The sequence below is a fragment of the Ruminococcus sp. zg-924 genome, from assembly GCF_024433635.1.
In the GTDB taxonomy this organism is placed as follows: Bacteria; Bacillota; Clostridia; order Oscillospirales; family Acutalibacteraceae; genus UBA7067.
This window is the reverse complement of record NZ_WNJZ01000001.1, coordinates 174,804-187,012: the sequence shown is the minus strand read 5'-3', so window position 1 is coordinate 187,012 and position 12,209 is coordinate 174,804. Positions and strand designations below refer to the sequence as shown.

The 12,209-nt window shown below is 44.3% G+C and carries 10 protein-coding genes; 5 read left to right on the top strand and 5 right to left on the bottom strand.

The window, feature by feature from the left end:
- Positions 1 to 105: 105 nt before the first annotated feature.
- The gene (locus GMA13_RS00795; RefSeq protein WP_255882273.1) at positions 106 to 3,645 is read right to left on the bottom strand and encodes an ABC transporter ATP-binding protein/permease; all 3,540 of its coding nucleotides are present in this window, start codon (positions 3,643 to 3,645) and stop codon (positions 106 to 108) included.
- A gap of 400 nt (positions 3,646 to 4,045) precedes the next feature.
- Here GMA13_RS00795 and GMA13_RS00790 point away from each other — a divergent pair, with 400 nt between their 5' ends.
- Together GMA13_RS00790 and GMA13_RS00785 are read left to right on the top strand one after the other, a co-directional pair.
- Complete coding sequence (locus GMA13_RS00790) at positions 4,046 to 4,456, top strand: OadG family transporter subunit (RefSeq protein ID WP_255882272.1); 411 nt, start codon at positions 4,046 to 4,048, stop codon at positions 4,454 to 4,456.
- Between the two features lie 28 nt (positions 4,457 to 4,484).
- A complete protein-coding gene (locus tag GMA13_RS00785) occupies positions 4,485 to 5,726 on the top strand; it encodes a sodium ion-translocating decarboxylase subunit beta (RefSeq protein WP_255882271.1) in 1,242 nt (413 codons plus the stop codon).
- Between the two features lie 148 nt (positions 5,727 to 5,874).
- On the opposite strand, the gene pyrF is transcribed toward GMA13_RS00785, so the two are convergent.
- The 4 genes from pyrF to acpP all read right to left on the bottom strand — a co-directional run bounded on the left by pyrF (position 5,875) and on the right by acpP (position 9,955).
- Positions 5,875 to 6,810 (bottom strand): orotidine-5'-phosphate decarboxylase, encoded by a 936-nt coding sequence (gene pyrF, locus GMA13_RS00780; protein WP_255882270.1) that lies wholly within the window; start codon positions 6,808 to 6,810, stop codon positions 5,875 to 5,877.
- A gap of 1 nt (position 6,811) precedes the next feature.
- Positions 6,812 to 8,077 carry a dihydroorotase gene (locus tag GMA13_RS00775; protein ID WP_255882269.1) on the bottom strand — a complete coding sequence of 422 codons (1,266 nt, stop codon included), beginning with the start codon at positions 8,075 to 8,077 and terminating at the stop codon, positions 6,812 to 6,814.
- A gap of 16 nt (positions 8,078 to 8,093) precedes the next feature.
- Positions 8,094 to 9,533 carry a hypothetical protein gene (locus tag GMA13_RS00770; RefSeq protein WP_255910223.1) on the bottom strand — a complete coding sequence of 480 codons (1,440 nt, stop codon included), beginning with the start codon at positions 9,531 to 9,533 and terminating at the stop codon, positions 8,094 to 8,096.
- A gap of 194 nt (positions 9,534 to 9,727) precedes the next feature.
- Entirely contained in the window at positions 9,728 to 9,955 is a 228-nt protein-coding gene (acpP, locus tag GMA13_RS00765; RefSeq protein ID WP_255882267.1) for an acyl carrier protein, read from the bottom strand.
- 259 nt (positions 9,956 to 10,214) lie between these two features.
- On the opposite strand from acpP, the gene GMA13_RS00760 reads away from it, so the two are divergent.
- The 3 genes from GMA13_RS00760 to GMA13_RS00750 all read left to right on the top strand — a co-directional run bounded on the left by GMA13_RS00760 (position 10,215) and on the right by GMA13_RS00750 (position 12,161).
- A complete protein-coding gene (locus tag GMA13_RS00760; protein WP_255882266.1) occupies positions 10,215 to 11,072 on the top strand; it encodes a shikimate dehydrogenase in 858 nt (285 codons plus the stop codon).
- A gap of 12 nt (positions 11,073 to 11,084) precedes the next feature.
- Positions 11,085 to 11,636: a shikimate kinase gene (locus GMA13_RS00755; protein WP_255882265.1), complete on the top strand. Its 552-nt coding sequence runs from the start codon at positions 11,085 to 11,087 to the stop codon at positions 11,634 to 11,636.
- 174 nt (positions 11,637 to 11,810) lie between these two features.
- Positions 11,811 to 12,161 carry a type II toxin-antitoxin system PemK/MazF family toxin gene (locus GMA13_RS00750; protein ID WP_255882264.1) on the top strand — a complete coding sequence of 117 codons (351 nt, stop codon included), beginning with the start codon at positions 11,811 to 11,813 and terminating at the stop codon, positions 12,159 to 12,161.
- Positions 12,162 to 12,209 lie beyond the last annotated feature (48 nt).

Sequence of the window (12,209 nt, the reverse complement as noted above, 5' to 3'; positions counted from 1 at the left end):
TAATCTTATGAGAGGGTTGGCTGTGATATGCTAAAATGTTATTTTATATTTGCACTAAAAATAGCCGCAGCTTTCGCTGCGGCTAACCCGAATTAAATTTGTTGATTATTCTGTTCTCAATGCCGTTACAGGGTCATTCTTGGCTGCCTTTCGTGACGGGATAAGACCACCAATCAATGTCAGCACCACGCTGAGCAAAACAAGCACTGCGGCATTGGTTAAAGGCAAAGACGCATATAAATTTGTCATACCGGATACGGCGTGAATAATCGCATTTGCTATAACAATCATAACAAGAGATATTCCTATGCCGAGCAAGCCGGCACAAAGCCCTATAATAAATGTTTCGGCGTTGAACACCTGAGAAACATTACGCTTTGACGCACCGATTGCCCTGAGTATGCCAATCTCTTTTTTGCGTTCAAGAACACTGATATATGTAATAACGCCTATCATAATGGAGGAAACAATAAGCGAAATCGCAACAAACGCAACAAGCACATAGCTTACTATATCAATTATTGTTGTAACCGAGGACATAAGTGAACCAACCATATCGGTGTAGGTAATAATCTTTTCGTCTTCGCCAAGCTTCTCCATACGGCTGTTGTAGCTGTCTAATGCCTCAATTATCTTCGCCTTGCCGTCAAAGTCAATTGGATAAATTGAAATTCCCGTTGGCTTATCCATATCGGCATAGCCAAACTTTTTCATATTGCCGTCATAGGACGAATCCTCGGAGGACATCATCGACATCATAAGCTCGGTAAGCTCCTCCTCGTTCATATTCGTTTGAACAGCCTTTTTGAATGCGTCGCCGTCAACGCTGAGTCCGTCGCCCATCTCAGTACCTGCGCTTGACATAGCCTGCTGCATAGAGCTTTGCATATTTGTGCTTATCTGCGTCATAATCTGCTGCATTGCAGATGTAATCTGACCTTGCAAGGCAGTTGAAATTGCGCCTGTAAAGGACGACATAGATTTTTCCAGCGCTGCCGAAACTTGCTTTTCCAAATCCGACGAGCTTGCTATTTTTGTTATACCGTCATTAATCAGCCTTTGCGCCTCAGGCGTGTTGAGATAATCGGCAAAAAACTCGCCCAATCTGCTTGGATCAGGGAGTGAATTTTGTGCGGCATACTCGCAGTAGCCTGCCATCATATCACTCGCCAAAGCCTTAAGCTGCTCCGGAAATAAATCTAAAGCTGCGCTTATCTGCTGCTTAATGTTTGCTGCATTGTCGCTTAATCGCTGTTTGGCGTCATCCGTTTTCAGATACATAAACAGGTATTCGTTGAATTTTTCCGGGTCTGTCAGATTATTTGCAGCTGCGTATTCCTGATAACCCGCCATAATATTGCTGACCATCTGCTCTACTTGGTCGGGACCTATTACCATATCGCAGCTGTTTTGAACAATTACCTTGAGGTTTTCAAGAAGCCTCTGCCTTCCCTGCTCCGAAACAAGATACTGCGCAAAACTTTCGCCCAGACCGGACATATCGGCGGCAGGATTGTCTGCTACATAATCCTTATAGCCGTTCATAAGACCGCCAAACAGCGCCGACATATCCTCCTCAGAAACCGATATCTCAAAGTCGCCCATAATGTCCGCCAGACTCATACCTTCAAGCTCAGGCATATCAAGCTTAATTTCACTTAAGTCGAGCATCCCCGACATATCAGGAATAGCACTGTTAAAGCTTAGAAGCTTTGACATATCCATATTGCTCATATCGCCGCTAAAGCTGAACGCCTTTTTTAGCTCGTCCGTATTTATCTTGAACAGAGAATCCAGCTTGAATTTATCACGGTCGCTTTCTGTTCCGAAGGAATCGCCTGTGAACACGTTGATTCCGGGATTTTTAAGCTGTTGCTTTACAATTTTGCTCGACGACGCCTGCTCAATTACCTTATTAGTTAGCGAAGCAGGATAACCTATGCCTGTGCGCAGCATAGCCGCAGTAGTACCTGCTGCCGGCTGAACGATGCCGACAATGGTCATGTCCTCGCCGTTGTTTACAAGCTTTTTCATATACTCCTTGTCGCCTGACTTATCCTTCCAAACCTCGTACTCCTTATCGTACTCATAGTAATCGGTGCCGTAAACAAGCTTGAATTTAGTTCCGAGAATTTCATCATAAGAAAACGGGCGAATATCTGACGGAGCTTCAACATCTTCCTCGCTTATAAAGCTCTCAATCATATCGTCAAGCTCTGCACTGTCACGCAGACCTATGGCATACATCACATAATCGCTCATATTTCCGCTGCCGGTAAGCACAAGAACACATTCGTTATATTTCTCAGGCCAATGACCCGCCTTAACCTCATACTGATTTTGATAAAGCTTTTCGTTCTCAGGCATTTCGTGGAACACGTCGGTACTCATAACCGTAGACATTATGCTGTTTGCGCCTGCTCCTGCACCCAAGCCGAGAGCCGAAAAGGTTTTATCGGGGTTAACTTGCTTTATGCCGTCCTTGTCCTCCCTGAAAATCTGAGGAGAAATATCGTAGCTGTACTCAATCGCATTTGTGTATTCATCAATGCCGCTTTCCTCGCTCTCAAGGAAAAGCTTTAATGACTGCAAATCGTTTGAGTTCATTTTGGAGAACATATTTGTCACCATCTGTGTAACGCCAACCTCGCCCTCGCCGCCTTGAATACTACTGCCGGCCGGTCCGACCATCATTGAAGTAATATCAATACCGGTGCTTTGAATTTGCAAAGGATACTCTGAAAGCGTGTCCTCCTCTATTGATTTTATGTACAGGTTAACGCCGTTTGACAACGCAAGAATCAGAGCAATGCCGATTATGCCGATAGAGCCTGCAAACGATGTAAGCAAAGTACGAGCCTTTTTTGTTCTAAGATTATTAAAGCTCAAAGACAACGCCGTTAAAAACGACATAGACGATTTCCCCATATTCCTGTGCTCAGGCTCCTCAAGGGTTTCCTCCTCTATCTCAAACGGGTCGGAATCCGACCTGATTTTACCGTCCTGAAGTCTTACGATTCTTGTGGCGTAATCGTCGGCAAGCTCAGGGTTATGTGTTACCATAACAACAAGGCGGTCCTTGGCAACCTCCTTAAGCAGTTCCATAACTGCAACGCTCGTTTCGCTGTCGAGTGCGCCTGTCGGCTCGTCTGCAAGCAGAATGTCGGGGTTGTTGACAAGCGCTCTTGCAATTGCAACTCTCTGCATCTGGCCGCCGGACATCTGGCTTGGTCTTTTGTGTAACTGCTCTCCGAGTCCAACCTGTTCCAAAGCCTCTGTGGCACGCTTTCTGCGTTCCGCTTTAGATATACCGGATATTGTCAAGGCAAGCTCAACGTTTGCAAGCACCGTTTGATGCGGAATAAGATTGTAGCTTTGGAAAACAAAGCCTATCGTGTGGTTACGGTAGGAGTCCCAATCTCTGTCTTTATATTTCTTGGTGGAAATTCCGTTGATAATAAGCTCGCCGCTGTCATATCGGTCAAGACCGCCGATGATGTTAAGCAGTGTGGTTTTACCCGAACCGCTCGGCCCTAAAATTGCGACAAATTCGTTGTCACGCAGATTCAGGCTTACATCATCAAGAGCCTTCTGCACCAGATTGCCGGTTTTATATTCCTTGTGTATATTCTTAACTTGAAGCATAAATCAAAAATCGCTCCTTTTCGTGTTTTTCATTCTACCCTCTTCACAAATCGCAAAATTGTTTGCTTTTTTGCAGGAAAAAACAAAAATAAATATGCTTATATCCTTTAAGCATTTATTGTACCACCTACTGCCGAAAAACACCAGCAATTTATAATGTCAAATGATGTAAATTTTTTATGACATAAATATTATAGCAAATACCTTTTTATTCACATATAAAAAGATGTATCAATTATTAAAGCATTTAAGATTTATTTTGGGGAAATTTACAAACTTTTTTTGACACACAATAAAACGATATTTAATTTGTTGAAATAAAGCCGCTTGTAGGTTATAATGGATAGGTAAATTAAAGTGCGGAAGTTATATTTCCGCTGAGAATACAGGGGGACTTACAATGGAAAATCTTAACCTGTGTCTTACAATCCTCATCACCGGCTTTGTCGTTGTTTTTGCCGTTTTGATTTTGCTTATTTTTATTATCAAAATCTACGGAACAATCGTTTCAAAGGCGCTTAGTGTATCGCAGGAGAAAAAGGCACAAAAGGCAGCAGAGAAGAAAAAGGCTCTTGAACAGGAAAGAGCACAGCAAAGCAAAAAAACAAGCCCTTCACCGGCTGTAAGCAACGCACCGGCACCGACTGCTCAGGGTATCAGTCCGGAGATTGTTGCGGTAATTGCGGCGGCTGTTGACTCAACCTACGGCGCAGGCACTGCTAAAATTACAAGCATTAAGAAGAGTAAATCTTCTAACTCCCGTCCTGCTTGGGGCATGGCAGGTGTTTTTGAAAACACAAGGCCGTTTTAATCGAGATTTAAGGAAAGGATGTTGACTGATGGAAATTCTTAGTGGCTTTTGGACGTCTATTGAAAGCCTGTTTCAAAGCAGTGGTCTGACCTCTTTGGGATGGCAGAATTATGTTATGATAGGCATTGCGATAGTGCTTTTATTCTTGGCAATCAAAAAGGAGTATGAACCGCTCTTGCTTTTACCGATAGCATTCGGTATGCTTCTTGTAAACCTTTTTCCGGCAATTATGGCAGCCCCGTCCACCGATATGGTGCCTGTTGCCGATTATATGGCTCAGCACGGAGGCGAAGCGGCAAATTACGCCGTTACGACAATACAGGGCGTTGACTACTACAACGTACCGACAAACGGCGGCTTGTTCTATTATTTGTATCAGGGTGTTAAGCTTGGTATCTATCCTCCGCTTATTTTCCTTGGCATCGGCGCTATGACAGACTTTGGACCGCTTATTGCTAACCCGAAGAGCTTTATCCTTGGCGCTGCGGCTCAGATTGGCATATTCATCACATTTATAGGTGCAATTCTTTTGGGCTTTGACCCGAAGGCAGCAGGCTCAATCGGCATCATCGGCGGTGCTGACGGCCCGACGGCAATTTATGTTACATCAATTCTCAAGCCTGAGCTTTTAGGACCGATAGCCGTTGCGGCTTACTCGTATATGGCTCTTGTTCCGATTATTCAGCCGCCTATTATGAAGGCTTTGACCACAAAAAAGGAGCGTTCCGTTGTTATGGAGCAGCTTCGTCCGGTATCAAAGCTTGAAAAGATTATGTTCCCCGTAATCGTTGTTATTCTTATAGCAATATTCCTGCCGGATGCAGCACCGCTTGTTGGTATGCTTATGCTCGGCAACCTCTTTAAGGAAAGCGGCGTTGTTGACAGAATCTGCAAAGCTGCACAGAACGAGCTGATGAATATTATCACAATCTTCCTCGGCGTTACAGTTGGTGCAACCGCAACAGGTCCGGTATTCTTAAGCCCCGACACCTTGAAGATTATCGTACTTGGTCTTGCAGCGTTCTGCATTGGTACAGCCTGCGGCGTTCTGTTCGGCAAGCTTATGTATATCTTCACAGGCGGCAAGGTTAACCCGCTTATCGGCTCTGCAGGTGTTTCGGCTGTTCCTATGGCTGCACGTGTTTCACAAAAAGTTGGTCAAAAGGAAAACCCCGGCAACTTCTTGCTTATGCACGCAATGGGTCCAAACGTAGCAGGTGTTATCGGTTCAGCAGTTGCAGCCGGCGTGCTTATCAGTATTCTTAAGTAAGCCGAGGCGTAAATTTAAAGTTAATATAAGCGCACAAAACCGCAGGGTGTTTGCCCTGCGGTTTTCTTGTTGTATTAAACGCTCAGAGTTTTCGCACGTCTTTTTTGAGCTAAACTACAATTTAAAGAACAATCCAAGTAAAAGACTATTACGGCAGCTTTATCTCGCCTGTAACATCTGTCAAAAGCTTTTTCATCTTGAGAGCCTCACGCTTTGCAGCTTCAGCATACTCATGCTCGTCACAGCCTTCCTTCTGCCATGCGCACATAATGCCTCTTGATGAGTTTACTATTGCACCGAGTCCGTTGTTGTCAAAAGCGCCTGCTATATCGTCTGCTGTGCCGCCCTGTGCGCCGTAACCGGGAACAAGGAAGAATGTGTGCGGCAGCTTTGCTCTCAGCTCTGTAAGCTGCTCAGGATATGTTGCGCCGACAACTGCGCCGACTCCGGAATATCCGTACTCTCCCGACAGCTCCTCGCCCCACTTTTCACACAATCTGCCCATATGCAGATATATTGTTTCGTCGTTTTTAAGCTCTAAATTCTGAAGCTCGCCTGAGCTTGGGTTAGAGGTTTTAACAAGCACAAACATACCGCAGTCGCTTGTCTTTGAAACCTTGATAACAGGCATAATACCGTCTGAGCCTAAATAGCCGTTTACAGTAAGAGCATCTGCGCCGAAAGCCTTAAGCTGTTCACCCTCGACCTCAGTATCACCAAGATGAGCCGCTGCGTATGCCTCCATAGTTGTGCCTATATCGTTGCGCTTGGCGTCTGTAATAACAAACAAGCCCTTTTCCTTAGCGTATTTAATCGTTCTCTCAAGCGTCCTCACGCCCTGCCAGCCGTACATCTCATAATATGCCGCCTGCGGCTTAACAGCCGGTACAATGTCGCACAGTGCGTCAATAAGACCCTTGTTATACACCCACAGTGCTTCAGCTGCACCCTCTAAGGTTTTGCCATACTTTGCAAAGGCTTCCGCTTTGATGTAATCGGGAATATAAGCAAGCTTTGGGTCAAGACCTGCAACGGTCGGGTTCTGCTTTTCAACAATTCTCTTAATTAGTCTGTCAAGTGCCATTTTAATTCTCCTTATCGTTATATACAATTTCGCCGCCGAGTATTGTGTATTTTACCTTGCCCTTGAGTGTTTTGCCCTTGAACGGACAATTCTTTGACCTTCCGTGAAGCTTATCTGTATCAACAGTCCACTCCTCATCGGGGTTGAACACTACAACATCGGCATTTGCACCGACTGACAGCGTTCCGGCAGGAATGTTAAGAATTTTAGCCGGATTAAGGCTCATAAGCCTTATTATTTCATCAAGGGTAAGCTCGCCTGTGTGATATAGGTTTGTAAGCGTTGCCGCAAGCGAGGTTTCCATACCGATAGAGCCGTTAGGCGCTTTTACAAAGTCAGATTTATCCTCTGCTGTGTGAGGTGCGTGGTCGGTTGCTATTGCGTCAAGCACGCCTGCTTTAAGCGCATCTTTTATTGCCGCTACGTCCTGTGCAGTGCGAAGCGGCGGATTCATTCTGTAATCTGCGTCACGCTTTAAAAGCTCTGTTTCGTCCATAGAGAAGTAATGCGGCGCAGTTTCTGCCGTTACTTTTACTCCTCTGTTTTTAGCGTCCCTGATAAGCGCAACAGAGGTTTTTGTGCTGACATGGCAAATATGAATCGGCACATCATAAGCCGCAGCAAGCGCAATCTCCCTTGCTGTGCCGCAGTCCTCGGCAGCCGCAGGAATTCCCTTTATACCAAGCTGCCTTGAAATCTCTCCCTCGTTTATCTTACCGCCCTTAGCAAGGTACAAATCCTCGCAGTGAGCAACAACCGCCATATCCTCTTTATTTGACTCAACCATAGCCTGAGCCATAAAGGCTGTGTTTTCAACGGGTCTGCCGTCGTCTGTAAGGGCTATTGCTCCTGCCGCCTTAAGCGACGGAATATCGCACATTTCAAGGCTCTTAAGCGCCTTTGTAATGCTCGCAGCAACATACACCCTCGCCGCTGCCTTCTCGGCTTTGTTTATTATATACTGAACTGTTTCGGGACTGTCTGTTGTTGGGTCGGTGTTCGGCATAGCAAGCAGGCTTGTAACGCCGCCGGCTGCTGCGGCACGGCAGCCTGTTAATATATCCTCCTTAGCTGTGTAGCCGGGGTCACGCAGGTGAACGTGCATATCAACAAGGCCGGGTGCAGCCACAAGACCGCTGCCGTCTATAACAATACTTCCGTCTGACGGTACGTTTGTTATTTTGCCGCTTTCAATAAACAAGTTCCCAATTCTGTCTGTGCTGTTTGCAGGGTCTATTATACGGATGTTTTTAATTGTAATGCCCATAAAAGCTCCTTTTGTTTTACCTGTATTTATCCCAGTAGCTGTCGTTGTCAAAGCTCTTTACAAACTCACTGTCGGAATATGTGCTCTTGTGCTCGGAACGGTTTGCCTGCCGCTGTGCTCTGCGCTGTGCGGCTTGCTGCCTTTCCTCCTCTGTGCGCTGAGGTCTATCTCTGCGAGCAGGCTTGCCGCTTTGCTTTACATTCTCGTCTTTTTCACGTTCAGGCTTTGCACTGCTGCTCTCACTATTATCCCTTTGATTCTTGCCGAATATGCCCTTTACACGTCTGCCAAAGCCATCGTCCTGCGCATATTCATCATCCGACACAGCCTCGTCATAATCCTCGTTATTGCTGCGTGAAAGCTCGTAAAGGTCTGAATCCTCTGCATCATCGCCTTCATACGTCGGCTTTATTATGTCAACCCTCATTCTGACAGGATTGTTCTCAAATTTTTCATCGCCCGGCTGGTTTTCGATAAAGTCAAGCTGAACCTGCGTCGGAATGTCCTCTGCCGCCTGCTCGTCAAACAGTCCGTCGCCTGCAATTTCATTATAGAAGCTCTCAGCGGCGCTGTCTGCTCTTGTATCTCTCTTCTTTGGTTTTATCGGCTGTGATTTTTCGGCTTTTACTGCTCTCATTGGCTTTTCTTCCACCACAGGATTTACAAAATTCATCTTTGGTTTTTCAGACTCGGCTTTAACCTCCGCCATTGCCGCTGTTCTTACCTGTGGCTTCTGTGACTTATGTGCCTTATGTGCCTTACCGCTGAGAGAAATTTTATTTTTATCTGTCTTTTCCTTGTTAGGCAGCTTCTTTCTTATACTGCGTGCAACAATAAATGCCAAAGCAACTACAACAACCACTCCGATTACAATGCACACAACCGTAACAATTGTTCCAAGCACATTTACCTCTGCCGGCTTTTGCTCAATGCTGTCAAACACAATGCTCCTTGCGGCAGTGTTGAATATTCCGTGGTCGGAAATTGTAAGCTCACGTCTTTCAACCGAGAGCTTCAATTGATATTTATAGCCGTTTACAATGGTTGTGGTGAGCAAATACTTGTCCGTGTTGCTTATGCAGTCAAAGAAAACAGCCTGCGAGGTTTCATAGGTGGTCACCTTTTCGGCGTTCAACTCAGCCTGAATATCCTTCTGAGTCTGGTCTATTTCTGACTTTGACAAATCCTTATAGGTAAATATATCTCCCGATTTTTCAGCCTCAAGGGTCAGCTTATATGTATTGCCCGGATCACTTGCACTCATAAGCTCGCCTGTGTCCGCCTCTTTGATATTATAAATGGCGTCTCCCGGAATCTCAAGGCTTATGCCGGGAGTGTTAATATGAACATTCTGGCGTTCAACCGCCGCACTAACAGGCAGACAGACTGCAAATATAGTTATGGCTGCGAAAAAAAGCGCAAGTAAATTCTTTGAAAATATACGTTTCATATTCATAACCACAAGATCCTTTCACAAAACTCGTTTGAGAGAAATGTTTTAAGCAGTACAATCAGTTACTCAGTTCAACCCAAACAACCACATCTTGTACATTCTTATTCTTATTATACTATTAATGCGAAAAAAACACAACAAAAAAATAAGAGACCAAACGGTCTCTTAAAGTTTTTTTAAATTTTCACAAGAAAAAATTAAGAATTTTTCTCGATAAAGTCAACAAGGCTGCCAACTGTCTTGATGTTTTCGATTTCCTCGTCCGGAACCTGAACGTCGAACTCGTCCTCGATTGACATCAAAAGATCAACAACATCGAGTGAATCTGCACCCAAATCGTCCTGAATTGTTGTTTCTGTTGTGATTGTATCCTCCTCAACATCAAACTGCTCAGCAAGGATTGACTTTACCTTTTCAAAAACCATGATTGTAACCTCCGTAAAATTTTATTTCGCGCATTGCCTCTGAATTATAGACAAACCACATAATAATGTGCTAAAATGTAACATAAGCCAGGGACAAAATTCTGCAATAGTCTGCAACGCTTTAATTGTTACAAACACATATTATTAGCAATTATTGTCTTTGTCAATTACAATTTTGTAATTTTTATGGATTTTCTAAAATTTTTTATTTTAATAATCTATCATTATGAAAAATTCACTTATGAAAGCTGGTCTTATTATGGAGAAAAAGAAATATGCAGTGATTGGACACCCAATCGGTCACACAATGTCACCTTTTATACACAAGCGACTTTTTGAGTTTGAGGGTATTGACGCCGATTATTCGGTATATGACATAACACCCGAAGAACTTACTATAAAGTACAAAGAAAAACTTAAACATCTTGACGGCTACAATATTACAATCCCCCACAAGCAGACAATTATCCCATTACTTAACTGTCTTGACAAAAAAGCCGAGATGTACGGCAGCGTTAACACAGTAAAAAATTCCGACGGCATTGCAAAGGGCTTTACAACCGACCCTAACGGCTTTTTGAAGGCTTTAGAAGCTAATGATATTCCTCTAAAGCGTAATGTTGTTATAGTCGGCACCGGCGGCGTTGCAAGAGTTATGGCTTTTGAGGCTGCTATTGCAGGCTGTGCGCTTACTATTGCTGTAAGAGAGAGCGATTTGCACGATGTTGCAGCTCTTGCGGCAGAGCTTAAGCTTAAGGTTGCCGGAGTTAGTGTTGACACCTGCAAGATAAGCCGTCTTGACCATTTTGAAAAAAGCACAATAGATTTGCTCATCAACGCAACTCCTGTCGGGATGTACCCAAACGAGGATGCCTGCCCAATAGAGGACGATGTTATCTCAAAGTGTGCTAATGTATTCGACGCAATTTACAATCCGCTTGAAACAACGCTTGTTAAAAAAGCAAAAGCAAACGGAGCCAAAGCAATCGGCGGTATATCTATGCTTGTATGGCAGGCGGTTGTATCACATGAAATCTGGAACGGCACAACCTTTAACAAGGAAGATATAGACAAGCTGTGCATTGACAGTGCGCAAGAGCTGAAGAAAACATTTTAAGGTGGCAAACAAGTGAATCAAACCAAACCGATAGTGCTGTGCGGCTTTATGGGTTGCGGCAAAACAACAGTAGGAAAAATTATAGCAAAAAAAACCTATCTTGATTTCATTGATATGGATAGGTACATAGAAGAAAAGGAAGGCTGCACTGTCAAGGAAATTTTCGACAGGCACGGCGAGGATTATTTCCGTGACCTTGAGCATCAAGCGTGCATAGAGCTTGCAAACCGAGAGAACTGTATAATAAGCTCCGGCGGAGGTTCGCTTATTTATGAGCGAAACGTAAAAGCGCTTGAAAAAAACGCCTTGATAGTTTATCTGTCGGTTCCGCTTGAGGATATTAAGTATCGTCTGAGGAATGATAAAATACGTCCTCTTTTACAGCGACCTGACAAGGACGAGGCGATGGCAGAGCTTTACAACAAGCGTGAACCGCTTTATATGAACGCCGCTCGCTTTGTTATTCGCCCCGGCAAAGGACCGGGGGCAACAGCCGATAAAATTATTGAGATATTAAAGCTTCCGAAAAAGCACAGACACAAAAAAGCAAATAAACCGCAGTAAGGCATTACATAACCGCAGTCTTACTGTGGTTTTCTTTTGTATCAAATTTCCACGCAAAGTAATATTATGTAATGGGTTGAATAAATAAAAAGTTATAAGACAAAAATAGTAGCGAAGGGTAATCATTCAAAGAAATGATAATTACCCAAAACAAAATCTCGGAGCGTGGAAAAATTGAACATTAAACGAGGAGATATATATTATGCCGACTTGAGCCCTGTTGTTGGCTCAGAGCAGGGCGGAATTCGCCCTGTGCTTATAGTACAGAACGATGTAGGCAACAAATTCAGTCCGACAGTAATAGCCGCCGCAATAACAAGCCGCCAGTCAAAAGCAAACCTACCGACCCACATTATGCTGTGCGCCGACCAGAGCGGACTGCTTAAGGACAGCGTTGTTCTGCTTGAGCAGATACGCACCATCGACAAGCGCAGGCTAAAGGAGAAAATGGGCACACTTGAGGACGAGTCAATGAACGAGGTGGACAAAGCAATTTCAATAAGCTTCGGCTTGGGAACTACATAACCCGAATCAGAGTTATGTAACTGTAACAGAAAAGCGGCGCAAGAAAAA